The 23839-nt window shown below is 62.2% G+C and carries 23 protein-coding genes; 16 read left to right on the top strand and 7 right to left on the bottom strand.

Features of this window, described 5'->3' with window-relative positions; all coding sequences use genetic code 11:
- Positions 1 to 6: 6 nt before the first annotated feature.
- Genes crcB through ftsK form a run of 4 tightly spaced genes read right to left on the bottom strand, consistent with a single transcriptional unit; the run spans position 7 to position 4810 of the window.
- A complete protein-coding gene (crcB, locus tag OGL92_RS06765) occupies positions 7 to 381 on the bottom strand; it encodes a fluoride efflux transporter CrcB (protein WP_263142015.1) in 375 nt (124 codons plus the stop codon).
- Positions 378 to 1703 carry a replication-associated recombination protein A gene (locus OGL92_RS06760; protein ID WP_263142012.1) on the bottom strand — a complete coding sequence of 442 codons (1326 nt, stop codon included), beginning with the start codon at positions 1701 to 1703 and terminating at the stop codon, positions 378 to 380. Before OGL92_RS06760 ends, crcB begins: the two co-directional genes overlap by 4 nt.
- Before the next feature lies 1 nt (position 1704).
- Positions 1705 to 2331 carry an outer membrane lipoprotein chaperone LolA gene (gene lolA / locus OGL92_RS06755; RefSeq protein WP_263142010.1) on the bottom strand — a complete coding sequence of 209 codons (627 nt, stop codon included), beginning with the start codon at positions 2329 to 2331 and terminating at the stop codon, positions 1705 to 1707.
- 22 nt (positions 2332 to 2353) lie between these two features.
- Positions 2354 to 4810: a DNA translocase FtsK gene (ftsK, locus tag OGL92_RS06750; protein ID WP_263142007.1), complete on the bottom strand. Its 2457-nt coding sequence runs from the start codon at positions 4808 to 4810 to the stop codon at positions 2354 to 2356.
- Positions 4811 to 5037: 227 nt separating this feature from the next.
- Between ftsK and OGL92_RS06745 the strand changes: the two genes are divergently transcribed.
- From OGL92_RS06745 to infA, 5 genes are all read left to right on the top strand, one after another.
- Positions 5038 to 5793, top strand: a complete 756-nt coding sequence (locus OGL92_RS06745; protein ID WP_263142005.1) for a M48 family metalloprotease — start codon at positions 5038 to 5040, stop codon at positions 5791 to 5793.
- Positions 5794 to 5856: 63 nt separating this feature from the next.
- Complete coding sequence (trxB, locus tag OGL92_RS06740; protein WP_263142003.1) at positions 5857 to 6804, top strand: thioredoxin-disulfide reductase; 948 nt, start codon at positions 5857 to 5859, stop codon at positions 6802 to 6804.
- A gap of 50 nt (positions 6805 to 6854) precedes the next feature.
- The gene (aat, locus tag OGL92_RS06735) at positions 6855 to 7535 is read left to right on the top strand and encodes a leucyl/phenylalanyl-tRNA--protein transferase (RefSeq protein ID WP_263142001.1); all 681 of its coding nucleotides are present in this window, start codon (positions 6855 to 6857) and stop codon (positions 7533 to 7535) included.
- A gap of 53 nt (positions 7536 to 7588) precedes the next feature.
- Positions 7589 to 8296 (top strand): arginyltransferase, encoded by a 708-nt coding sequence (locus tag OGL92_RS06730; protein ID WP_263141998.1) that lies wholly within the window; start codon positions 7589 to 7591, stop codon positions 8294 to 8296.
- Between the two features lie 99 nt (positions 8297 to 8395).
- Positions 8396 to 8614, top strand: a complete 219-nt coding sequence (gene infA / locus OGL92_RS06725; protein ID WP_002553999.1) for a translation initiation factor IF-1 — start codon at positions 8396 to 8398, stop codon at positions 8612 to 8614.
- Between the two features lie 114 nt (positions 8615 to 8728).
- Here the strand turns inward: infA and clpA are convergent, their stop codons facing one another.
- On the bottom strand, positions 8729 to 10999 hold the full coding sequence (clpA, locus tag OGL92_RS06720; protein ID WP_263141996.1) for an ATP-dependent Clp protease ATP-binding subunit ClpA: 2271 nt from the start codon (positions 10997 to 10999) through the stop codon (positions 8729 to 8731).
- A 29-nt stretch (positions 11000 to 11028) separates the two neighbouring features.
- The gene (clpS, locus tag OGL92_RS06715; RefSeq protein ID WP_263141994.1) at positions 11029 to 11391 is read right to left on the bottom strand and encodes an ATP-dependent Clp protease adapter ClpS; all 363 of its coding nucleotides are present in this window, start codon (positions 11389 to 11391) and stop codon (positions 11029 to 11031) included.
- Positions 11392 to 11615: 224 nt separating this feature from the next.
- Here clpS and cspD point away from each other — a divergent pair, with 224 nt between their 5' ends.
- Entirely contained in the window at positions 11616 to 11879 is a 264-nt protein-coding gene (cspD, locus tag OGL92_RS06710) for a cold shock domain-containing protein CspD (RefSeq protein WP_263141992.1), read from the top strand.
- Between the two features lie 65 nt (positions 11880 to 11944).
- On the opposite strand, the gene icd is transcribed toward cspD, so the two are convergent.
- Complete coding sequence (gene icd / locus OGL92_RS06705) at positions 11945 to 13201, bottom strand: NADP-dependent isocitrate dehydrogenase (RefSeq protein WP_263141991.1); 1257 nt, start codon at positions 13199 to 13201, stop codon at positions 11945 to 11947.
- 318 nt (positions 13202 to 13519) lie between these two features.
- On the opposite strand from icd, the gene OGL92_RS06700 reads away from it, so the two are divergent.
- The 10 genes from OGL92_RS06700 to OGL92_RS06655 all read left to right on the top strand — a co-directional run bounded on the left by OGL92_RS06700 (position 13520) and on the right by OGL92_RS06655 (position 23294).
- Positions 13520 to 13966, top strand: a complete 447-nt coding sequence (locus OGL92_RS06700) for an NUDIX hydrolase (protein WP_263141988.1) — start codon at positions 13520 to 13522, stop codon at positions 13964 to 13966.
- A 109-nt stretch (positions 13967 to 14075) separates the two neighbouring features.
- Positions 14076 to 15191, top strand: coding sequence for a tRNA 2-thiouridine(34) synthase MnmA (gene mnmA / locus OGL92_RS06695; protein ID WP_263141986.1), 1116 nt, complete (start codon positions 14076 to 14078; stop codon positions 15189 to 15191).
- Positions 15188 to 15808 carry a high frequency lysogenization protein HflD gene (gene hflD / locus OGL92_RS06690; RefSeq protein WP_263141983.1) on the top strand — a complete coding sequence of 207 codons (621 nt, stop codon included), beginning with the start codon at positions 15188 to 15190 and terminating at the stop codon, positions 15806 to 15808. The genes mnmA and hflD overlap by 4 nt, the downstream gene beginning before the upstream one ends.
- 2 nt (positions 15809 to 15810) lie before the next feature.
- Positions 15811 to 16680 carry a DMT family transporter gene (locus tag OGL92_RS06685; RefSeq protein ID WP_263141981.1) on the top strand — a complete coding sequence of 290 codons (870 nt, stop codon included), beginning with the start codon at positions 15811 to 15813 and terminating at the stop codon, positions 16678 to 16680.
- 84 nt (positions 16681 to 16764) lie between these two features.
- Positions 16765 to 18135 carry an adenylosuccinate lyase gene (gene purB, locus OGL92_RS06680; protein WP_263141978.1) on the top strand — a complete coding sequence of 457 codons (1371 nt, stop codon included), beginning with the start codon at positions 16765 to 16767 and terminating at the stop codon, positions 18133 to 18135.
- A 63-nt stretch (positions 18136 to 18198) separates the two neighbouring features.
- The gene (locus OGL92_RS06675; RefSeq protein WP_263141976.1) at positions 18199 to 19365 is read left to right on the top strand and encodes a cupin domain-containing protein; all 1167 of its coding nucleotides are present in this window, start codon (positions 18199 to 18201) and stop codon (positions 19363 to 19365) included.
- Positions 19358 to 19783: a GNAT family N-acetyltransferase gene (locus tag OGL92_RS06670; protein ID WP_263141973.1), complete on the top strand. Its 426-nt coding sequence runs from the start codon at positions 19358 to 19360 to the stop codon at positions 19781 to 19783. Before OGL92_RS06675 ends, OGL92_RS06670 begins: the two co-directional genes overlap by 8 nt.
- Before the next feature lie 13 nt (positions 19784 to 19796).
- On the top strand, positions 19797 to 20426 hold the full coding sequence (locus tag OGL92_RS06665; protein ID WP_263141971.1) for a histone acetyltransferase HPA2: 630 nt from the start codon (positions 19797 to 19799) through the stop codon (positions 20424 to 20426).
- Complete coding sequence (locus tag OGL92_RS06660) at positions 20423 to 21229, top strand: secretin N-terminal domain-containing protein (protein WP_263141970.1); 807 nt, start codon at positions 20423 to 20425, stop codon at positions 21227 to 21229. Before OGL92_RS06665 ends, OGL92_RS06660 begins: the two co-directional genes overlap by 4 nt.
- Before the next feature lie 469 nt (positions 21230 to 21698).
- Complete coding sequence (locus OGL92_RS06655) at positions 21699 to 23294, top strand: isocitrate lyase (RefSeq protein ID WP_263141967.1); 1596 nt, start codon at positions 21699 to 21701, stop codon at positions 23292 to 23294.
- Positions 23295 to 23839: the final 545 nt, after the last annotated feature.

Below are 23839 nucleotides of genomic sequence, written 5' to 3'. Positions count from 1 at the left end.
CAGGCATCAAAGTCGGGCGAAGGATAAACCTGCCCAGGTGGCGAATAAACCGCCGAGAATGCTGCAGGCAAGATAACCCATCGCCAGCGGGGTCTGCCCGCTTTCCAGCAGACGCACCACGTCCATGCTGAAGGTGGAAAAGGTCGTCAGCCCACCGATCACTCCCACCGTGAGGCCGATGCGCAGCTCGACCGGCAGGTCGGTGCGCAGCAGGAACAATCCGGTGAGGTAACCGATCAACAAGCAGCCGACGATGTTCACCGCGAAGGTGCCGAGAAAGTAGTGCCGGGGCCACTGCCTGACCATCCAGGCGGACGTGAGGAAGCGCAGCACCGAACCGAAGGCGCCTCCCAGGGCTACCGCGGCCAGGGTCCGGATCATGGCTTCCTCCGTTGCCGGGGGCTGGCGCGGTCGAGGGCATCGAGGTGCTCGAGCTTGTCGCGGATCTTCAGCTCCAGGCCGCGCGGCACCGGCTGGTAATAACGCCGGGGCGCCATCTGTTCGGGGAAATAGTCTTCCCCGGCGGCGTAGGCGTCCGGCTCGTCGTGGGCATAGCGATACTCGTCGCCATAGCCCAGTTGCTTCATGAGCTTGGTGGGCGCGTTGCGCAGGTGCAGGGGCACTTCCTGGGATCCCTGCTCGGCGGCGTCGCGCATCGCCGCCTTGAAGGCGGTGTAGACCGCATTGCTTTTTGGCGCGCAGGCCAGATAGACCAGGGCCTGGGCCACCGCCAGCTCACCTTCGGGGCTGCCGAGCCGCTCCTGCACGTCCCAGGCCGCCAGGCACAGGCTCAGGGCGCGGGGGTCGGCGTTACCGATGTCCTCGCTGGCCATGCGCACCACGCGGCGGGCGATGTACAGCGGATCGCATCCGCCGTCGAGCATCCGCGCGAACCAATAAAGGGTCGCATCCGGGTCGGAGCCGCGCACCGACTTGTGCAAAGCGGAAATCTGGTCGTAGAACGCTTCGCCGCCCTTGTCGAAACGGCGCCGGCCATCGCCGAGCAAGCCCTGCAGCAGCTCGACGTCGATTTCGCCCCCGTCCTCCACCAAGTCCGCGGCATTCTCGAGAAAATTGAGCAACCGTCGCCCATCTCCATCGGCCGCGGCCATGAGGATCGCGAAACTCTCTTCGGGCAGGCTGAGCCGACGTTTTCCCAAGCCCTTGTCTTCGTGCAAGGCCCTCTGCACCAGCTTGCGCAAGGCGGCCTCGTCGAGGCTCTTGAGCACATAGACGCGGGCCCGCGACAGCAGCGCATTATTCAGTTCGAAGGATGGGTTTTCCGTGGTGGCGCCGATGAAGATCAGCGTGCCGTCTTCCACATAGGGCAGGAAGGCATCCTGCTGGCTCTTGTTGAAGCGATGCACTTCATCGACGAACAGGATGGTCCGGCGGCCATATTGAGCCGCCTGTTGCTTGGCCATTTCCACGGCCTGGCGGATTTCCTTGACCCCGGAAAGCACCGCCGAGAGCGTTTCGAAATGGGCCTCGGTGACCTGCGCGAGAAGCCGCGCCAGGGTGGTCTTGCCCACCCCCGGCGGCCCCCAGAAAATCATCGAGTGCAGCGCGCCCTGCTCCAGGGCCTCGCGCAGCGGCTTGCCGGGCCCCAGGATGTGCTCCTGGCCGACGTACTCGTCCAGGTTGGCGGCGCGCAACCGCGCCGCTAGAGGCTGGACCAGGGGCTCGCTGCGGAACAGGTCCATGTCACTCCTGGATCACGTCGGCGCCGGCCGGAATCTGGAAGTCGAATTGCTTGGCATCCAGCGGCTGGTTCATCTTCACCCCGAGGAACAGGATGTTGGTGCGCTGGCCGACACCGTCGATCAACTGCATGTCGTTCACCACCCCGCCGCGGAAGGACAGCCGCAGGCTATCGAAGAGTGTGTCCTTGGCTTTCGGCTTGAGCATGAAGTCGACCACATCGCCGGCTTCCTTGTGGGTGATCTCGAAGTTCTCGCTGATGCTGGACACGTCGCCCGACAGCAGCAGCGCCGGGGTATGGGTCAGGCGCTGATCGAGGGTCTGGATGGTGACCTGCTGGAGGTCGGGATCGTAGAGCCAGACCTTCTGGCCATTGGAGACCAGCAGTTGCTCCTGGGGCGCATCGGTGTGCCAGCGGAACAGGCCCGGCCGCTTCAGGCTCATCTCGCCGGCAGTCTCCTGCAACTGGGTGCCAGAACCGTCCAAGGTCAGTTGGGAGAAGCGACCGGTGATGGTCTGGGCCTTGCTCAGCAGCTCGCTCAGGCGCTTGATCGCCGCGGCATCGTCGGCTTGGGCGTGAAAGGCGGTGACACTCAGAAAAGCGATCAACAGCATGCGGATCAGTCGCATGGAATCCTCGTGCATCAGGGGTTTAGTCGCGGATCGGCGCGGGCGCGATCACTTCGCGGGAGCCATTGGTATTCATGGAGGTGACCACACCGGCCATTTCCATCGCCTCGATCATCCGGGCGGCGCGGTTGTAGCCGATCTTCAGCTTGCGCTGCACCGAGGAAATCGAGGCGCGACGACTTTCGGTGACGAAGCGCACCGCCTCGTCGTACAGCGGGTCCTCCTCGCTGCCTTCGCCGCCTTCGCCCGAGCCGCCGCTCGACCCCTCGAAGCCGCCGCCGGCGTCTTCAGCGCCGGCGAGGATGTCTTCGATGTAATCGGGCGCGCCGCGCAGTTTCCATGCCTCCACCACCCGATGGACTTCTTCGTCGGAGACGAAGGCGCCATGCACGCGGATCGGCAGGCCAGTGCCCGGCGGCAGGTAGAGCATGTCGCCATGGCCGAGCAATTGCTCGGCGCCGCCCTGGTCGAGAATGGTGCGGGAGTCGATCTTGCTCGACACCTGGAACGCCATGCGGGTCGGAATGTTGGCCTTGATCAAACCGGTGATCACGTCCACCGACGGCCGCTGGGTCGCCAGGATCAGGTGGATACCGGCGGCCCGCGCCTTCTGGGCGATCCGCGCGATCAGTTCTTCGACCTTCTTGCCGACGATCATCATCATGTCGGCGAATTCGTCGACCACCACCACGATGGTCGGCAGTTTGCTCAGCAGAGGCGCTTCGTCCTCCATGCTCTCGCGACGGTACAACGGGTCGCTCAGCGGGGTGCCCGCTTCTTCGGCGTCCTTCACCTTGCGGTTGAAGCCGGCCAGGTTGCGCACGCCCATGGCCGCCATCAGCTTGTAGCGCCGCTCCATCTCGGCGACGCTCCAGCGCAGGGCGTTGGCCGCCTCCTTCATGTCGGTGACCACCGGGCAGAGCAGGTGCGGGATGCCTTCGTAGATCGACAGCTCGAGCATTTTCGGGTCGATCATGATCAGCCGCGCATCCTCCGGTCCCGACTTGAACAGGATCGACAGGATCATCGCGTTGACCCCGACCGACTTGCCCGAACCGGTGGTACCGGCCACCAGCAAGTGCGGCATCTTCGCCAGGTCGGTGATGATCGGCTTGCCGCCGATGTCGTGGCCCAGGGCCAGGGTCACCGGCGACTTGGCGTCGTCGTACTCGCTGGACTCGAGCACCTCGGAGAAGCGCACGATCTGCCGGTCTTCGTTAGGAATCTCGATGCCCACCGTGGTCTTGCCGGGGATGACCTCGACCACCCGCACGCTGATCACCGCCAGGGAGCGCGCCAGGTCCTTGGCCAGGTTGGAGATCCGGCTGACCTTGACCCCCGCGGCCGGCTGGATCTCGAAGCGGGTGATCACCGGTCCCGGATGCACGGACTCGACGATGACTTCGACGCCGAACTCCTTGAGCTTGATTTCCACCAGGCGCGACATGGCTTCGAGGGATTCGGGGGAAAAGCTCTTCTGCTTCTTCTCCGCGCGATCGAGGATGGAAATCGGCGGGAGCGAGCCCTCGATGGCACTGTCGACGAACAGCGGCGCCTGCTTTTCCTTCAGCACGCGCTTGCTCGGCTCGGCCGGCTTGGGCGCCGCCGGCGGGGTGATCACCGGGGGCTGGCGCTTCTCGCGCTCGTTCATGTGCTTGCTCAGGGCGTCCTCGCGCTCCAGCAAGCGCTCCTTGACCCGCGCCTGCTCGCGGCTGTCCTTTACCACCGGGGCCGCGACGCTGCTGACCCGCTCATCCACCTCGCGCAGCTTGGCCGCGAACACCTTGCGTTCGTTGCGCGCGCTCCACCAACCGTTGGCGGCGTTCTGGATCAGTTCGAACAGATCGAGGGTGATCTTGCCGGTCAGGTCCATGGCACGGAACCAGGAGAGGTCGGTAAAGACCGTCAGGCCGAAGAGGAACAAGGCGAGGAACAACAGGGTGCTGCCCTGCACGTTGAGCGAATTCACCGCCAGTTGGCCCAGGCTCTCGCCCAGCGCGCCTCCGGCCGACGCAGGCATGCCGGGAGCGGTGTGGAAGTGGATGAAGGCCAGGGCCGAGCCGGAGAGGACCAGGAACACCAGTCCGATCAGGCGCCAGGAGAACAACCAACCGCTCCACTCCCAGTTCCGGTGCCGCGAACGAAACACCTGCAGGGTCTTGACCGCCAGCAGCAGGGGGAACAGGTAGGCGAAATACCCCAAGGCCATGAACAGCACATCGGCGAACCAGGCACCGGCGCGCCCGGCGGCGTTGTGTACCTGCTCGGCATTGCTGGTGTGGGTCCAGCCCGGATCGCCCGCATCGTAGGTGAGCAAGGCCATCCACAGGTAAATGCACAGCGCGCCGAGTGCGATCAGCGCGCCTTCCTTCAAACGGTACTGGATCTGCTGGCGCCACATCGGTACGGCAGCGGGAGTCGGGGAATTCTTCAAAACGCGTTTTTTTCCTGCGCTCGCGGCGCCTAGAACTTTGAACATCGAAAGCCCGCCATTGTAAGGCTTTGCCAACGTGACGCCAGCCTGAGGATCATTGTCGGGACGAGCGCCGCTCAGCTCGGACGCAGAGTTCAGGGGCCATGAAAATGATGTCTCAAAGAGAGAAACACTCCGCAATGTGACAGCGTAACCCTCTTATATACTCGCTGGCCGCCGGATTAACGTCCACCGGCGCTCCTTCATCTCAACAGCAAAGGATCCTGTCCGCCATGAAAATTCATAAACTTGCCAGTCTCGTCGCCGCCGTCGCCTTGATGGGCGGCTGCCAGAACTTCGAGGCCAGCGGCCTGATGGATAGCGGCGTCTCCGCCTTCAAAGCGGCCACCCTGAGCGATGCCGAGGTGAAGAAGCTCTCCGATGGCGCCTGCGCTGAAATGGACAAAAGCAACAAGGTCGCCCCCGCCAGCAGCAAGTACACCCAGCGCCTGAACAAGATCGCCAAGGCCCTCGGCAACGACATCGACGGAGTCCCGGTCAACTACAAGGTCTACCTCACCAAGGAAGAGAACGCCTGGGCCATGGCCAACGGCTGCGTGCGGGTCTACAGCGGCCTGATGGACACCCTCAACGACAACGAAGTGGAAGGCGTCCTCGGTCACGAAATGGGCCACGTCGCACTCGGCCACACCAAGAAGCGCCTGCAGATGGCCTACGCCACCCAAGCCGCGCGCCAGACCGCAGCGTCCTCCAGCAACGCGGCCGTCTCATCCCTGTCCAGTTCCGACTACGGTGCGCTGGGCGAAGCGCTGATCAACTCGCAGTTCTCCCAATCCCAGGAAAGCGATGCCGACGCCTTCTCCGTTCAGTTGCTGACCAAGCGCAAGATCGATCCCACCGGCCTCGCCACCGCCATGGACAAGTTCTCCAAATCCGAAGGCGACGACCACAGCATGTTGTCTTCCCACCCGGCCAGCGCCGAGCGCGCCCAGCACATTCGCGACCTGATTGCCGCCAGCAAGAAGTAAGCGAACTTCAGGTATGCTTGGGCCTTTGCTCGAGCATACCTGTCACCGAAGGACCCCTTTTCGATGAGCGACGTCAAACATTCCCGCCTGATCATCCTCGGCTCCGGTCCCGCCGGCTACACCGCCGCCGTCTATGCCGCCCGCGCCAACCTCAAGCCCCTGGTGATCACCGGCATCCAACCGGGCGGCCAGCTCACCACCACCACCGAAGTGGACAACTGGCCCGGCGATATCGAAGGCCTCACCGGCCCGGCACTGATGGAGCGCATGCAGAAGCACGCCGAGCGCTTCGCGACCGAGATCGCCTACGACCATATCCATACCGCCGACCTGCGGCAGAAGCCTTTCACCCTGAAGGGCGATAACGCCACCTATACCTGCGATGCGCTGATCATCGCCACCGGCGCCAGCGCGCAGTACCTCGGGCTGCCCTCCGAAGAAGCCTATTCGGGCAAGGGCGTCTCCGCCTGTGCCACCTGCGACGGTTTCTTCTACCGCAACCAGGTGGTCGCCGTGATCGGCGGCGGCAACACAGCGGTGGAGGAAGCGCTCTACCTGTCCAACATCGCCAAGGAAGTCCATCTCATCCATCGTCGCGATAAGCTGCGCTCGGAGAAGATTCTCCAGGACAAGCTGTTCGAGAAAGCCAGCACCGGCAACGTGCGCCTGCACTGGAACAGCACCCTCGACGAAGTGCTGGGCGACGCCAGCGGCGTGACCGGCGTGCGCCTGAAAAGCATGCTCGACGGTTCGACCCGTGAATTGCCGCTGGCAGGCGTATTCATCGCCATCGGCCACAAGCCGAATACCGATCTGTTCCAAGGCCAGCTGGAAATGCGCGACGGCTACCTGATCGTCAAGGGCGGGGGCGAAGGCAACGCAACAGCCACCAGCATCGAAGGCGTGTTCGCCGCGGGCGACGTAGCCGATCACGTCTATCGTCAGGCGATCACTTCGGCGGGGGCCGGCTGCATGGCCGCCCTGGACGCCGAAAAGTACCTCGACCTCTGAGGGCCCGGGCAGCGCGTCGACGCGCTGCCCTCCCCTACCGGCTGCACGTCATGCTGACCTGGCTGAAACGCGACGCCTACGAGTTCCCTCCACTGGAACAAGCCATGCGCCAGCCCAATGGCTTGCTCGCCGCTGGCGGGGACTTGTCCGCCGAGCGGCTTTATCGAGCCTATCGCCACGGCTGCTTTCCCTGGTTCGAGGCGGGCCAGCCTATCCTCTGGTGGTCACCGGACCCGAGAACGGTGCTCTTCCCCCAAGAGCTGCATATCTCCCGCAGCCTGGGTAAGTGCCTGCGTCAAGCCCGCTATCGCGTCACCTTCGACCAGGCCTTCCCCAGGGTCATCGCCGCGTGCGCCGCCCCCAGAACCTATGCCGACGGGACCTGGATCACGCCGGAGATGCAAAGCGCCTATATCGAACTGCATCGCCGCGACCTGGCTCACTCCGTGGAAGTGTGGCGCGAGCAGGAATTGGTCGGCGGGCTGTACGGGCTCGCCATAGGCCAGCTGTATTTCGGGGAATCCATGTTCAGCCGCGCCGACAATGCCTCTAAAGTAGGATTCGTCACCCTCGTCGAACACTTGCAGGCCTGGGGTTTCGTTCTGATCGACTGCCAGATGCCCACCGGGCACCTGATCAGCCTCGGCGCACGTTCGATTTCCCGCGGCGAGTTCGGCACCTACCTGCACCGCCATCTCGACCTGCCGTCCAGTGCCGATTGGGTCGCCTAGGCGACTACCCTAGCCTGGCATACACTTACTCGAGGGTTTCCAGAGGTGCGACCATGACCGAGCTGGCTCGCCTGAAGTTTTATGCCACTCAGCCCCATCCCTGCAGCTACTTGTCCGAAGAACAGGCGACTACGCTGTTCCTGGACCCGAGTCAGCCCATGGATGCGCAGGTCTATGCCGAACTCTCGGAGATGGGCTTCCGTCGCAGCGGCGATCACCTCTACCGGCCGCATTGCCAGCGCTGCAATGCCTGCATTCCCGCGCGCATTCCCGCAGAAGGGTTTTCACCGAATCGCCAGCAACGCAAGATCCTCAATCGGAATGCCGATCTACAGGTGAACGCCTGCCATCCCGCATTCACCGAAGAGTACTACGAGCTCTACGCCCGCTACATCGAACTGCGGCATGCCGACGGCGACATGTACCCGCCCAGTCGGGACCAATTCTCCACCTTCCTGGTCCGTGACCTGCCCTTTTCACGCTTCTACGAATTCCGCCAGGCGGGTCGCCTGCTGGCGGTGGCCGTCACAGATGTGCTGCCCAACGGGTTGTCCGCGGTCTACACCTTCTATGATCCCGACGAGGAACGGCGGAGTCTGGGGCGCTATGCGATCCTCTGGCAGATAGGCGAGAGCCTGCGACTTGGCCTGCATGCGGTTTATCTCGGCTATTGGATCAGGAACTGCCGCAAGATGAATTACAAGACTCAATACCGGCCAATCGAGCTTTTCATAAATCAGCGCTGGGCCAGCCTCAGTTGAAACCCTTGGCGAATTAGGCATATTTCAGGCACAATGCATGCCGTTTTTGCCGACTGCGACTTGCACTCGGCCAGCCATTGATACCGAGGGTTCTACTGCATGTCGAAAGAAGACAGCTTCGAAATGGAAGGTACTGTCGTCGACACCCTGCCCAACACCATGTTTCGTGTGGAGTTGGAAAACGGGCACGTCGTTACCGCGCATATCTCTGGGAAAATGCGCAAGAATTACATCCGCATTCTGACTGGCGATAAAGTACGCGTAGAGTTGACGCCCTACGACCTGAGCAAGGGCCGCATCACCTACCGCGCTCGCTGAGTCTCCCCCGCCCCACACACCCCCACGCATGGCAGCGGCAGGCATACAAGCACGCTGCCCTGTGTAATGAAAACGCCCGGCATGACCGGGCGTTTTTACAAGCTCCGCAAGAGGTCAGGCCATCTCAGCGGCCGTCTCGAAGTCGAAAGTCAATTCACCCTCGACTACATCGACATGCACCACCCCACCATGCTCCGCCAGCTCCCCGAACAGGATTTCTTCGGCCAGGGGCCGCTTGATCTTGTCCTGGATGAGACGCGCCATCGGACGAGCCCCCATCTGCACGTCATACCCGCTCTTCGCCAGCCAGTCGCGTGCCGCATCGGTAACTTCCAACTGGACACGCTTGTCTTCGAGCTGAGCCTGCATTTCGGTGAGGAACTTGTCCACGATGCTTTTGATGACTTCGTGGCTCAAGCGGCCGAACTGAATGATGGTATCCAGGCGATTGCGGAATTCCGGCGTGAAGCTCTTCTTGATTACCTCCATCGCATCCGACGTGTGGTCCTGATGGGTGAAGCCAATGGAGGCCCGCGCCGCAGTCTCGGCGCCCGCATTGGTGGTCATGATCAGGATCACGTTACGGAAATCAGCCTTGCGCCCGTTGTTGTCGGTCAAGGTGCCGTGGTCCATCACCTGCAGGAGTAGATTGAAGACCTCGGGGTGCGCCTTCTCGATCTCATCCAGCAACAACACGCAGTGAGGCGTCTTGGTGATGGCCTCGGTCAGCAATCCGCCTTGATCGAAACCGACGTAGCCGGGTGGCGCACCGATCAGACGCGAGACGGTGTGCCGCTCCATGTACTCGGACATGTCGAAACGCACGAGCTCGATGCCCAAAGCCTTGGCCAACTGCCGCGCTGCTTCTGTCTTGCCGACACCCGTGGGGCCCGCGAAGAGGAACGATCCCACCGGCTTGTCCGGCGACTTCAAGCCCGCCCGCGAAAGTTTGATCGCAGTCGACAACGAATCGATGGCGGCATCCTGGCCGAACACGGTGAGCTTGAGATCGCGCTCCAAGTTGCGCAGAAGCTCCTTGTCGGAGCTGCTGACGTGCTTGGGAGGAATACGCGCGATCTTCGCGACGATATCCTCGACCTGAGCCACCTCGATCCGCTTGGCGCGCTTTTCCTCGGGCTGTAGCCGCTGATAGGCACCGGCCTCGTCGATCACGTCGATGGCCTTGTCGGGCATGTGCCTGTCATTGATGTAGCGCGCAGCCAGTTCGGCGGCGGCGCGCAGCGCCTCATCGCTGTATTCGATGTGATGATGCTGCTCGAAACGTGCCTTGAGGCCCTTGAGAATGCCCACGGTGTCCTCAACGGAGGGCTCGGTGACGTCCACTTTCTGGAAACGCCTGGCCAAAGCGCGATCCTTCTCGAAGATGCCGCGGAACTCCTGGAAGGTCGTGGAACCGATGCAACGGATCTCCCCGGAGGACAACAGGGGCTTGAGCAGGTTGGAGGCATCCATCACGCCACCCGAAGCCGCGCCGGCCCCGATGATCGTGTGGATCTCGTCGATGAATAGAATGGCGTGGGGCCGTTTGCGCAATTCGTTCAGCAGTGCCTTGAAGCGCTTCTCGAAATCGCCCCGGTACTTCGTACCGGCGAGCAAGGCGCCGAGATCCAGGGAATAAACCACGCTTTCGGCCAACAGGTCGGGGACCTGATTATCGACGATGCGTTTGGCCAAACCCTCGGCGATGGCGGTCTTACCGACACCCGCCTCACCCACCAAGAGAGGGTTGTTCTTGCGTCGACGCGCAAGAATCTGCGCGACCCTTTCCACTTCGCTCTCGCGGCCTACCAGAGGATCTATGCGCCCCTGGCGCGCCAGCTCGTTCAGATTGCTGGTGTAGGCATCCAGCGGATGCCCCGAAGAAGAAGACTCTCCACCCTCCTCATCCTGCATATCCTGCTCGCTATCGTGCTGTTCGGCGTTACCCGGCACCTTGGAAATGCCATGCGCGATGTAATTGACGACATCGATTCGCGCCACGCTCTGCTGCTTGAGCAGGAAAACGGCCTGGCTTTCCTGCTCGCTGAAGATGGCCACCAGCACGTTGGCGCCGGTGACCTCCCTTTTCCCCGAGCTCTGCACGTGGAAAACGGCGCGTTGCAGAACCCGTTGGAACCCAAGCGTGGGCTGCGTTTCGCGCTCCTCATCGTGCTGGGGAATCAGGGGCGTCGTGGAGTCGATGAACTCTTGGAGGTCATGGCGAAGCTTATCCAGGTTGGCACCGCAGGACCGCAGCACCGTGGCGGCGGCTTCGTTATCCAAAAGGGCCAGCAGCAGATGCTCGACCGTCATGAATTCATGACGTTTTGAACGAGCCTCCTTGAAGGCGAGATTGAGGGTGACTTCGAGCTCTCGGTTCAACATAGCTTCACCTCATACCCTAGCGGCCGGATTTAACCGTCCTTCTCAATTTCACAGAGTAGCGGATGCTGGCTTTCTCTCGCGTATTGATTGACTTGCATGGCCTTCGTTTCGGCAATATCGCGGGTGTAGAGGCCGCACACTGCCCGCCCCTCTGTATGGACGACCAGCATGATCTTGGTTGCCAGCTCCCGATTCATGTTGAAGAAGACTTCCAATACTTCGACAACGAAATCCATCGGGGTGTAGTCATCGTTGAACAAAATCACCTTGTACATCGGTGGAGCTTGCAACGCGGGCTTCGCTTCCTGCACGGCCACGCCGGAAGCGTCGTCCTCGTGGGGCGAGGCATGATCCTGATTGAATGTTAGTCGAATCTCGCTGGTTGCATGCATGCTGGGAAAATGTTCGCGACTGGATAGGATCGAAAGGCTGAAGGATTTTGACCAGCTTCTCAACCGGTCGTAGCCTCGCCTTGACTAACGGCGAAAGGGTGTTACAAACAATGGAATACCCATTCGGGTATTAGGGGTTCCGCGTCCTCGCCGACATGGTTGTTCGCGCGGAGTCGAAGTGGATGATACTCCAGTGATGGAGTACTTTGCAGAGGGATATCAGCATGCTTAGCGGTAAGGTCAAGTGGTTCAACAACGCCAAAGGCTACGGGTTCATTGTGGCCGACGGCAGAGATGAGGACCTATTCGCCCACTACTCGGCCATCCAAATGGACGGATATAAAACACTCAAGGCAGGTCAGCCCGTGAGCTTCGATATTTTGCAGGGCCCCAAAGGACTGCATGCCGTGAACATTCAGGCAGCGACAGCCACTCCAGCGACCACCACGCCCATCACCCAGCCCGAAAGGAGTCCGGCTGAGGTTTGAGTCCTACTCGATTTAGGACATAAAAAAAGCCGGTCATATGACCGGCTTTTTTCGTCCAGCATCGCTTACATGTGGGCGATGGTGGCGTCGCCGAACTGCGAGCACGACTGGAGCTGTGCGCCTTCCATCAAGCGCTCGAAGTCATAAGTGACCTTCTTCGCGGCGATGGCACCTTCGGTGCCCTTGATGATGAGATCGGCAGCCTCGGTCCAGCCCATGTGGCGAAGCATCATCTCGGCGGAGAGGATCAGCGAGCCGGGGTTGACCTTGTCCTGGCCAGCGTACTTGGGCGCCGTACCGTGGGTCGCCTCGAACATGGCGACGGTGTCGGACAGGTTCGCGCCGGGTGCGATACCGATGCCGCCAACTTCGGCCGCCAGCGCATCGGACAGGTAATCGCCGTTGAGGTTGAGGGTGGCGATCACGTCGTATTCCGCGGGACGCAGCAGAATCTGTTGCAGCATGGCGTCGGCGATCACGTCCTTGACCACGACATTCTTGCCGGTTTTCGGATTCTTGAACTGCATCCAGGGGCCTCCATCCAGCAGCTCGGCACCGAACTCGTCGCGCGCCACTTCGTAGCCCCATTCCTTGAAGGCACCTTCGGTGAACTTCATGATGTTGCCTTTATGGACGATGGTCACGGAGCTGCGATCGTTGTCCACTGCGTACTGGAGCGCCTTGCGCACCAGGCGCTTGGTGCCTTCCAGGGAAACCGGCTTGATGCCGATGCCGCAGTTTTCAGTGAAGCGGATCTTCTTGACGCCCATTTCCTCGGTGAGGAACTTGATGACCTTTTCCGCTTCCGGCGAACCGGCTTTCCACTCGACGCCGGCGTAGATGTCTTCCGAGTTCTCGCGGAAGATGATCATGTCCACGTCGCCGGGCTTTTTCACCGGGCTGGGCACGCCGGTGAACCAGCGAACCGGACGCTGGCAAACGTACAGGTCGAGCTCTTGGCGCAGCGCAACGTTCAGGGAACGGATACCGCCGCCTACCGGCGTGGTCAGCGGGCCCTTGATCGAAACAACGTAGTCGCGCACGGCTTCCAGGGTTTCTTTCGGCAGCCAGGTATCCTGGTCGTAGACCTGGGTGGCTTTCTCGCCGGCGTAGACTTCCATCCAGGCGATCTTGCGCTCGCCGCCGTAGGCCTTGGCGACTGCGGCGTCGACGACCTTGATCATCACCGGGCTGATGTCGATGCCGATACCGTCACCCTCGATGTAGGGGATGATCGGGTTGTTCGGCACGCTCAGGGACATATCGGCATTGACGGTAATTTTGTCACCGCCCGCAGGCACCTGGATCTTTTGGTATCCCATGCTGGACTCCGTTGTTTTCGTGGTCTGACATCTGCCCCGCGAATAGGCGTGGCAGGTGGAACTTGGGTCTCGGAAAGGCGGAACATTCTTGTAGTTTTTCTACAGAAAGTCACGCCTTTTTGCCCCCCGGAATGACTCGACACCTCGTAAAAGCCACGGCGCGCGGACCTTTCAGAGGTCTTGTAGGCGGACTACAGAAACACTACAACGCGGCTTCTTTTCGCGAAGCCATTATCCTAGCAGCTCGATCATGATCTCGCCCGTGGAGGGTGGACGGGGATACCATGGTCGGCACGATGCTTCCACGGAGGAACCCAGATGCGCTTCACCCCCCACGTCACCGTCGCCACGGTCGTCGAAGATCAGGGTCGCTTTCTATTGGTAGAAGAGTACGCCGATGGCCGCGCCGTATTTAACCAGCCTGCCGGCCATTTGGAAGCCGACGAAAGTCTGATCCAGGCTGCGATACGGGAAACCCTCGAGGAAACCGGCTGGGAAGTCGAGCTCACCGCGGTGACCGGCATCTACCTCTATACCTCCCCCGGCAATGGCGTGACCTACCAACGCGTATGTTTCGCCGGCAAGCCCGTGCGACACCTGGCGGACAGTCCGCTCGACGAGGGCATCATCGGCCCGCACTGGCTGACCCGGGAGGAGCTCGCCGCCCAGCCCGAGCGCTGGCGGAGCCGCCTGGTGCTGCGCTGCGTGGACGACTACCTCGCCGGCGAACGCTTCCCCCTCGACCTGATCCGTACCGGCAATTGATTCGCCGCGCCAGCGCGGTTCGCCGGTATCCGCCCGGCGCCCTCACGCCCGTGCAAGGGCAGGAGGGTGTTAGAATCGGCACCCCCTTGCAGTCACCGTCCAGATTCCTATGCATGATCCAGCCAATACCCGCGTGATCGTCGGCATGTCCGGCGGCGTGGACTCCTCGGTTTCCGCGCTCCTGCTGCTCGAGCAGGGCTATCAGGTCGAAGGCCTGTTCATGAAGAACTGGGAGGAGGACGATGGCACCGAATACTGCACCGCCAAGGAAGACCTGGCCGACGCCCAGGCGGTCTGCGATCGCATCGGGATCCGCCTGCACACGGCCAACTTCGCTGCCGAGTACTGGGACAACGTGTTCGAGCACTTCCTCGCGGAATACAAGGCCGGTCGCACCCCGAACCCGGACATCCTGTGCAACCGCGAGATCAAGTTCAAAGCCTTCCTCGAATATGCCTTAAGCCTCGGCGCGGACCTGATCGCCACCGGCCACTATGTGCGCCGACGGGACCTGGATGGCCGCAGCGAGCTGCTCAAGGGGCTGGACCCGAACAAGGACCAGAGCTACTTCCTCCACGCGGTCGGCGGCGAGCAGATAGGCCGGACCCTTTTCCCGGTCGGCGAACTGGAAAAACCCCAGGTTCGCGCCATCGCCGAGAAACATGGCCTGGCCACCGCCAAGAAGAAGGACTCGACCGGTATCTGCTTCATCGGCGAACGGCGTTTCAGCGACTTCCTCAAGCAATACCTGCCCGCTCAACCGGGTGATATCGAGACTGTCGAGGGTGAGGTAATCGGGCGCCATCACGGGCTGATGTATCACACCATCGGCCAGCGCCAGGGGCTGGGCATCGGCGGCATGAAGGATGCCAGCGACGATCCCTGGTACGTCCTGGCCAAGGACCTTGCGCGCAACGTGCTGGTGGTTGGCCAGGGCAACGAGCATCCCTGGCTGTTTTCACGCGCCCTGCTCGCCGCTGATATCTACTGGGTCAACCCGCAAAGGCTCGACACCCCGCGTCGCTTAACCGCCAAGGTCCGCTACCGGCAGAGCGACCAGACCTGCACCCTGGAGAAAACCGCCGAAGGCTACCGCGCCCTGTTCGACGAACCGCAGCGCGCGGTGACGCCGGGGCAGTCGGTGGTGTTCTATCAAGGCGAGGTCTGCCTCGGCGGCGGCATCATCGAGCGGGCGGAGCCCTGGTCGAGCGGAGTACGGCCATGACCCCCATCCAGGAACAATTGGTCGCCCTGGGCGCGGTGTTCAATGCCGCCGCCCTCGCCGACCGCATCGCCAAGACCGGCCAGATCAGCGAAGCCCCGCTGGGTTGCATGATCGGCAGCCTGCTGGTGCGCGACCCGCAGCGTACCCTCGAAGTGTACGGCGACGACGACCTCAACCTGCGCGAAGGCTATCGCGCCCTGGCCAGCGCATTGGAACGCGACCCCAACAGCTTGCAGCGCGAGCCCTTGCGCTACGCGCTGGCCTTGCTGGGCCTGGAGCGGCAGTTGGCCAAGCGCGACGACATGCTGGAGACCATCGGCACCCGCCTGGACCAGATCCAGCAGCAGGTGCAGCATTTCGGCGTTACCCACGAAAACGTGATCGCCGCCTGCGGCGGGCTCTACCAGGACACCCTGAGCACCTTCCGCCAGCGCATCCAGGTGCACGGCGACATGCGCTATCTCCAGCAACCCAGCAACGCCTCGAAGATTCGCGCCCTGCTGCTCGCCGGGATTCGCTCGGCGCGCCTGTGGCGCCAACTCGGCGGCCATCGCTGGCAACTGGTGATCAGCCGTCGCAAGCTGCTCAGCGAGCTTTATCCGCTGATGCGCCACTGAGCATGAGCAGGATCATCCCTTCCCGCTCGGTCAAGCCGATCCAGGGTGCCTTGCTGCTGACCCTGTCGACCCTGCTGTTTTCGTTCATGGGCGTCGGCATCCGCGAGCTGGCGGGCAATGTCAACAACGAATCGGTGGTGTTCTTCCGCAACCTGATCGGGGTGGTGTTCTTCCTCCCGCTCGTTCTGCTGAAAGGCCCCGGACCGCTGAAAACCCTGCGCCTGAAATCCCATATGTGGCGGACCACCTATGGCCTGGCGGCGATGTACTGCTTCTTCTACGCCATCGCTCACCTGCCCCTCGCCGACGCCATGCTGTTCACCTACTCGGCACCGGTCTTCACCCCACTGATCGCGTTCTGGTGGCTGAAGGAACCGCTGACCCGGCGCATGTTGCTGACCAGCGGCATCGGTCTGATCGGCGTGTTCCTGGTCGCCAAACCCTCGGAGGCGCTGTTCGATACCCAGTCACTGGTCGGGATCGCCGCCAGCCTGCTGGCCGCCTTCGCCTTCGTTTCCATCCGGGAAATGAGCGATACCGAGCCGGCGTTCCGCATCGTCTTTTACTTCGCGTTGTTCAGCACGCTGATTTCGGCGGTGCCGCTGACCTGGTCGTGGCAACCGATCAGCGGGCATGAACTGGGCCTGCTGCTGGTGGTGGGCCTGCTCGCGACGGTCAGTCAGATCGTCATGTCCAAGGCCTACGCCATGGCGCCGCCCGGTATCATCGGGCCGTTCGCCTACCTGGCCATCGTATTTTCCGGGATCATCGCCTGGCTGCGGTGGGGCGAGACACCGGACCTGGGTTCGCTGCTGGGCGCGCTGCTGATTTTCGCCTCCGGCCTGCTGTCGATCTCCCGGCGGAAGGCCTGAACGGTCGCCGTCGTGGCCGGTGCCGCGAGCGAATTCGTGTATGATACGCGCCCCTTTTCGTTGACCGATGCCCGAGAACGCCCCATGCAGCTCTCCTCGCTCACCGCGGTATCCCCTGTCGATGGCCGCTATGCCGGCAAAACCAGCGCGCTGCGCCCGATCTTCAGCGAATACGGCCTGATCCGTTTCCGCGTGCAGGTCGAAGTGCGCTGGTTGCAACGCCTCGCCAACCACACCGGGATTCCCGAGGTCACGCCATTTTCCAGCGAAGCCAACGCGCTTCTCGATCGCCTGGCCGAAGACTTCCAGCTGGAACACGCCGAACGCATCAAGGAAATCGAACGCACCACCAACCACGACGTTAAGGCCGTGGAGTACCTGCTCAAGGAGCAGGTGGCGAGCCTGCCGGAACTGGCCAAGGTCAGCGAATTCATCCATTTCGCCTGCACCAGCGAGGACATCAACAACCTGTCCCACGCGCTGATGCTGCGCGAGGGGCGTGACCAGGTGATGCTGCCGCTGATGCGCCAGATCGCCGGGGCGATCCGTGAACTCGCCCATCGCCATGCCGACGTCCCCATGCTCTCCCGCACCCACGGGCAACCGGCCTCCCCGACGACCCTGGGCAAAGAGCTGGCCAACGTGGTCCATCGCCTGGAACGCCAGATCCTGCAAGTCGCCGGTGTGCCCCTGCTGGGCAAGATCAATGGCGCGGTGGGCAACTACAACGCCCACCTCTCGGCTTATCCGAGCGTCGACTGGGAAGCCAATGCCCGGGAATTCATCGAAAAAGACCTCGGCCTGAGCTGGAACCCCTACACCACGCAGATCGAACCGCACGACTACATCGCCGAGCTGTTCGATGCGATCGCCCGCTTCAACACCATTCTCATCGACTTCGACCGCGACATCTGGGGCTACATCTCGCTGGGCTATTTCAAGCAGAAGACCGTGGCCGGCGAGATCGGCTCGTCGACCATGCCGCACAAGGTCAACCCGATCGACTTCGAGAACTCCGAGGGCAACCTGGGCATCGCCAATTCCCTGCTCCAGCACCTGGCCAGCAAACTGCCGGTTTCCCGCTGGCAGCGCGACCTGACCGACTCCACCGTGCTGCGCAACCTGGGGGTCGGCCTCGCCCACAGTCTGATCGCCTACGAGGCCAGCCTGAAGGGCATCGGCAAGCTGGAGCTGAATGCTCCGCGCATCGCCGCCGATCTCGACGCTTGCTGGGAAGTGCTCGCCGAGCCGATCCAGACCGTGATGCGTCGTTATGGCATCGAAAACCCCTACGAGAAGCTGAAAGCGTTGACCCGCGGCAAAGGCATCGGCCCCGAGGCCCTGCAGACTTTCATCGACGGGCTGGACATGCCCGCCAACGCCAAGGCTGAGCTGCGCAATCTGACTCCGGCCAGCTACACCGGCAACGCCGAGGCCCAGGCCAAGCGGATCTGATCGCTTTCGACGATGCGCACGCCCGGCTGTGCCGGGCGTTTTTTTATACCCAAGGTACCCGCCATGACCCCCGATCTTCCTCTCCAGCTCCTCGGCGGCATCAGCGCCCGCGAGTTCCTTCGCGATTACTGGCAGCGTAAGCCGCTGTTGATCCGCCAGGCCCTGCCCGGCTTCGAAAGCCCGATCTCGCCCGATGAGCTGGCCGGCCTGTCGCTCGAAGAAACCGTCGAGTCCCGCCTGGTGATCGAACATGGCGCCCAGCCGTGGGAGCTGCGTCGCGGCCCCTTTGCCGAGGACGCCTTCCAGCACTTGCCCGAGCGTGACTGGACGCTGCTGGTCCAAGCGGTCGACCAGTTCGTCCCGGAAGTCGCCGAGCTGCTCCAGCATTTCCGCTTCCTGCCGAGCTGGCGCATCGACGACGTGATGATCAGCTTCGCCGCACCCGGCGGCGGCGTCGGCCCGCACTACGACAACTACGACGTTTTCCTGCTCCAGGGCCATGGCCGTCGGCGCTGGAAGATCGGGCAAATGTGCGACAACGACAGCCCGCTGCTTCCCCACGGCGACCTGCGCATCCTCGCCGGCTTCGAGCAGACCGACGAATGGGTGCTGGAGCCCGGCGACATGCTCTACCTGCCGCCGCGCCTGGCGCATTTCGGCATTGCCGAGGACGACTGCATGACCTATTCGGTAGGCTTCCGCGCACCGAGCGCCGCCGAGGTCCTGACCCATTTCACCGACTTCCTCGCCCAGTTCCTGCCCGACGAAGAGCGCTATGGCGATGCCGGCAGCCCGCCCCCGGAAGACCCTCACCAGATCCAGCGCGACGCGCTGGATCGGTTGAAGGCGTTGCTCGCCGAGCACATGGGCGACGAACGCCTGCTGCTGACCTGGTTCGGCCAGTTCATGACCGAGCCGCGATACCCCGAACTGGTTTCCGGCAGCGAAGTCGAAGAAGAAGAGTTCCTCACCGCCCTGGACCAGGGTGCGGTTCTCATCCGCAACCCCAGCGCCCGCCTGGCCTGGTCGGAAGTGGACGAAAACCTGGTGCTATTCGCCAGCGGCCAGAGCAGGCTGCTGTCGGGACACCTGCGGGAACTGCTCAAGCTGATTTGCGCTGCCGAGGCGCTGCACCTCGACAATCTCGGGCCATGGTTGGCCGACGACGAGGGACGTAAGCTGCTATGGGAACTGGTCAAGCAAGGAAGTCTGGAGTTTGCCGATGAGTGAGATCGATATCCGCATCGCCGACTGGCACAAGGACAATGCAGACCTGCGGCGCATACGCGAAACCGTATTCATCCTCGAGCAGTCCGTACCGCCCGAACTCGAGTGGGATTCGGAGGATGCCGACGCCGTGCATTTTCTGGCCATCGAGGGCGACTACCCGATCGGCACCGTGCGCCTGCTGCCGGACGGCCATATCGGCCGCATGTCGGTACTCAAGGACTGGCGCGGGTTGAAGGTGGGCGACCGCCTGCTGCGCACCGCCATTGCCGAGGCGGAAAAACGCGGACTGCGTCAGCAGATGCTCAGCGCCCAGGTGCAGGCCACGTCCTTCTACGAGCGCCATGGGTTCGCCGTGGTCAGCGACGAATACCTGGATGTCGGTATCCCCCACGTGGACATGGTGCGCCACAGCGAATGAAGCGGAGCCCGCGATGAATCCTAACGCCCCGGAAGACCCGACCGAAGCCAGCGACTTGCCGGCCATCGATTTCGATTCACCGGGGCGTTTCTCCATCCACAACCCGGAACCCTCGCTGCCCTCCCCGCAACAATGGGAGGCGGCGCCCTTCGTTCTCGGGCAGCAGGCCGACCTGCAACGCTTCGGCAGACCGGAAGAAGCCCGCGCCCATGGGCTGGCGCTACTGCAACAGGCGCAACGCAGCCTGTGCCTGTACACCCCGGATCTGGAACCCTGGCTTTACCATCACAGCAGCGTGCAGGAAGCATGCACGCGCTTCCTGATCGCGCACCCCAGGAATCGTCTGCGCATTTTACTGCGCGACGCCACTCGCGCAGTGAAAGAAGGCAATCGCCTGCTCAACTTGGCGCGCCGCCTCTCCAGCAATTGCCACATCCGCAAGCTCAACCCGGACTATCCCAACGACGAGGCGGCCTATCTGCTGGCCGACGATCGCGGTCTGCTGCTGCGCCCGGAACCGGATGCGTATGCCGGTTACGCCCTGTACAACGACCCCGGCCGCGTACGCCTCCGCCAGACGGCATTCGATCAGGCCTGGGACAACAGCATCACCGATCCCGACCTGCGGAGCTTCCTGCTATGACCTCTCGCATCCTGCTCTTGGCCCTGTTCCTGTTCAGCGCATCGCTCCGCGCCGAAACCGAAATCATCCCGCTCAACTACAGAACCGCCGAGGAAATCCTGCCCACTGCCCAGGCGATCATGGGCAACGCCGGGCGCATCAGTGCCTATGGCAATCAACTCATCGTCAACGCCTCCCCGGGCAAGATCCAGGAACTGCGCACCCTCCTCGAGCAGCTGGACAAACAACCCAAACAGTTGTTGATCAGCGTGGAAACCGCCGAGGACCGGGCTCAGGATGACAGCGGCTATTCGGTGAACGGCTCCGCCAGCGTCGGCGGCGTGGAGGTGCAGGCCGGCCGGGGGGAAGTCCAAGGGCGCGACCAAGTCCGTATCATCCGCCGCAATACCGCTGGAAGAAGCGGGAACAGCCAACGGATTCAGGCCAGCGAAGGCTATCCGGCGCTTATCCAGGTCGGCCAGAATGTGCCCCTCACCTCCAGTGGGCGCGACGCCTACGGAAGGGTCTACCAGAACACCGAATACCACGCCGTCACGCGTGGGTTCTACGTCACCGCCAGCGTCACCGGGGATATCGTGCACGTCGCCATCAGCAGCAATAACGATCGCCTTAGCCAGACCCACCCCGGCGTGATCGACGTGCAGAGCGCCGATACCCAGCTCAGCGGCAGGCTGGGCGAATGGATGACCCTGGGTGGCGTCGCCGAGGACATCGACAGCGATCGAAACGGCGTCCTCCAGCACCGCTCCACCCAGGGTCGTAGCGACACCAGCGTGCGTCTCAAGGTGGAACTGGCCAACTGAAAGCTGACTTCCGGGTCGTTCCCGGACCGCATGTAGTGCCCTCAGAAAAACACTACAAAATGTTTGACGAACGCTTGTTCGAAAGGCATGATGACTCCGCTCCCGCTAATCAAGGCCGCTGAAACGGCCTCGGACCGCCTCCAGCCGACCAGCCGAGTCGATCCGTGTTGCTACAGCCCACAAGGCAGTTCGACGAGATTGCGACTGGAACGAAAGTTGTCCTGAGGGACGGGGAAGCGTTTTCAACGTATCAGCCGGATCGACCGGTTCAGCCCGCGACATCGCCAGCGAGATTCAGCGGCGGTTCGCCTACCTGACTGAAGTCATCCTCTGTACACCGCGCCACCCTCCCACGTCTCGCTCTCGTTCGGTCACATTCTCAACGTTCTGCGGTGAGCTACCCGTCACGATCCCCAGGGTCCACACGGGAAAGTCGGTGCTCAACCCATACACACTTGAAGGATTGACCATGTCCGCTTATCAAAACGACATCAAAGCCGTAGCCGCTCTGAAAGAGACAGCAGGTAACAGCTGGAGCGCTATCAACCCGGAATCCGTGGCTCGCATGCGCGCCCAGAACCGTTTCAAGACCGGCCTGGACATCGCCAAGTACACCGCCGCCATCATGCGCAAGGACATGGAAGAGTACGACGCCGACTCCTCCGTCTACACCCAGTCGCTGGGGTGCTGGCACGGCTTCATCGGTCAGCAGAAGCTGATTTCCATCAAGAAGCACCTGAAGACCACCAACAAGCGCTACCTCTACCTGTCCGGCTGGATGGTCGCCGCCCTGCGTTCCGACTTCGGACCGCTGCCCGACCAGTCGATGCATGAAAAAACCGCGGTTTCCGGCCTGATCGAGGAGCTGTACACTTTCCTGCGCCAAGCCGATGCCCGCGAACTGGACCTGCTGTTCACCGCGCTGGACGCGGCCCGCGCCAGCAACGACAAGGCCAAGCAAGACGAAATCCAGGCCCAGATCGACAACTTCGAAACCCACGTCGTGCCGATCATCGCCGACATCGATGCCGGCTTCGGCAACCCGGAAGCCACCTATCTGCTGGCCAAGAAGATGATCGAAGCCGGCGCCTGCTGCATCCAGATCGAGAACCAGGTGTCCGACGAGAAACAATGCGGCCACCAGGACGGCAAGGTGACCGTTCCCCACGCCGACTTCCTGGCCAAGATCAACGCAGTTCGCTACGCGTTCCTCGAACTGGGTGTCGACGACGGCGTGATCGTCGCCCGTACCGACTCCCTGGGCGCCGGCCTGACCAAGCAGATCGCCGTCACCAACGAGCCGGGCGACCTGGGCGACCAGTACAACGCCTTCCTCGACTGTGAGGAAATCAGCGAAGCCGATCTGGGCAATGGCGACGTGGTGATCAAGCGCGAAGGCAAGCTGCTGCGTCCCAAGCGCCTGCCGAGCAACCTGTTCCAGTTCCGCAAGGGCACCGGCGAAGACCGCTGCGTGCTGGACTGCATCACCTCGCTGCAGAACGGCGCCGACCTGCTGTGGATCGAGACCGAGAAACCGCACGTGGGCCAGATCAAGAGCATGGTCGACCGCATCCGCGAAGTGATTCCCAACGCCAAGCTGGTCTACAACAACAGCCCGTCCTTCAACTGGACCCTGAACTTCCGCCAGCAAGTGTTCGATGCGTTCGCCGCCGAAGGCAAGGACGTATCCGCCTACGATCGCGCCAAGCTGATGAGCGTCGAGTACGACGAAACCGAACTGGCCCAGATCGCCGACGAGAAGATCCGCACCTTCCAGCGCGACGGTTCGGCCCAGGCCGGCATCTTCCACCACCTGATCACCTTGCCGACCTACCACACCGCCGCGCTGTCCACCGACAACCTGGCCAAGGGGTACTTCGCCGACCAAGGCATGCTGGCCTACGTCAAGGGCGTGCAGCGCCAGGAACTGCGCCAGGGTATCGCCTGCGTCAAGCACCAGAACATGGCCGGCTCCGACATCGGCGACAACCACAAGGAATACTTCGCCGGTGAAGCGGCCCTGAAAGCCAGCGGCAAAGACAACACCATGAACCAGTTCCACTAAGCGGCTACGGAACGACTTAGGTCCTTCCGTCTCCTCGAAGCCCCGGTAGCGATACCGGGGCTTCGTTTTTTCCAGGTCCCGAGCGGGAAAGCCCGTCGGCGAAACCTGACCGGGCACATAGCCCTTCCCCGGCTCGATCGAGGCCGGCTCGTGTGAATCGCCAACCCTCGGTGGCGAATCATGCCGGACATTTACCCTGAAACTAATCGATAACTTCGCTCTCGCTAATATATGTAGCGGAGAGACAAGTTACCCATCAAACGATAATGACTATCATTCAGTTGAATTACTGAATTAAATGTCGCAAACCCTAGTCCACTCGAATGCGCCCGCCGCTATGATGCAAAGCCTTACTGCATGTGGGCTGTAGCGCTTCCGATAAGTAACTGAAGTGCCTGGGAGTTAATTTTTTAGTCTGAAAAATTTACTTGAGCGGCGATACGGGCATAAAATTGTCCGAATAGATTGCTGGGGAATCAGTAGGTTGCCAGCAGCACCCATTCAAACATAGCGAATGCCGTTGCTTGTTTAAGGAGTTTCCGGGC

The organism is Pseudomonas sp. RIT-PI-AD, assembly GCF_025642785.1.
In the GTDB taxonomy this organism is placed as follows: domain Bacteria; phylum Pseudomonadota; class Gammaproteobacteria; order Pseudomonadales; family Pseudomonadaceae; genus Pseudomonas_T.
The sequence above is the reverse complement of the archived record's forward strand: the minus strand, read 5'-3'. Positions and strand labels throughout refer to the sequence as shown.